At 51.3% G+C, this 922-nt stretch carries 1 protein-coding gene and 1 pseudogene; both read left to right on the forward strand.

Annotated elements, in window-relative coordinates; genetic code table 11:
• Positions 1 to 73 (forward strand): annotated as a pseudogene (locus tag R7Z50_RS25475) (C4-dicarboxylate ABC transporter); the annotation flags it as partial.
• A 12-nt stretch (positions 74 to 85) separates the two neighbouring features.
• A partial coding sequence (locus R7Z50_RS25480) for a TRAP transporter large permease subunit (RefSeq protein WP_318149474.1) occupies positions 86 to 922 on the forward strand: 837 nt, incomplete at its 3' end.

Consider the following 922-nt stretch of genomic DNA (forward strand, 5'->3'; position numbering starts at 1 on the left):
TTTGCTGCTGCACTCAGTCAATAAAATCGTTAACCCTCATCTTATCTATGCCGGTAATAACGGTAAGTCGTAAAAGGAAGTCATTATGATCGGTATAGTGATGTTTTTTGTGGCGCTCTTTGCGCTACTGCTCGGGTTTCCCGTCGCGTTCACATTCGGCGGTATTGCTCTTATTTTTGGGGTTTGGGCAGAGGGCATGGACATGTTTGCCTTCATGCCATATCGAATTCAATCCATCATGGAAAACACGGTGCTGATGGCTGTACCGCTGTTTGTTTTCATGGGGCTCGTGCTACAAAAAACGAAGCTAGCAGAGCAGCTGCTGGAATCGATGGGGCGTCTGTTTGGTGGCGTCCGTGGCGGCATCGCAATTTCGACGGTGCTGGTGGGCGCTCTACTTGCGGCATCGACTGGCGTAGTGGGAGCATCTGTGGTGGCCATGGGGTTGATCTCTCTGCCTGTGATGCTCAAATACAACTATGACAAAGGCCTCGCGTGCGGAACCATTTGTGCTTCAGGTACGTTGGGGCAAATTATTCCTCCTTCTATCGTACTCATTTTGCTCGGCGATGTGCTTGGCGTGCCAGTGGGAGATTTGTTCCAAGCGGCCGTGTGGCCGGGTATCGCGCTAGTGGGTGCATACGTTGTTTACATCCTTATTTACGCCAAGCTTAACCCTGAAGCAGCGCAGCCGATTGAACGTGATGAGTCACTCAGCCGCAGGGAAGAAGTGATCAAGGCGCTGAAAGCTGTATTACCACCATTGGCGTTGATCATTGTTGTGTTGGGCTCCATCTTTGCCGGTGTTGCAACGCCAACGGAATCGGCAGCACTGGGCGGGGCTGGGGCGATTGTGCTCGCTGTACTGTACAAGCAATTTATTTGGTCAATGGTCTACGATGCGTCGAAAGAGACGGTTAAA

Source organism: Vibrio sp. 1249-1, assembly GCF_033340495.1.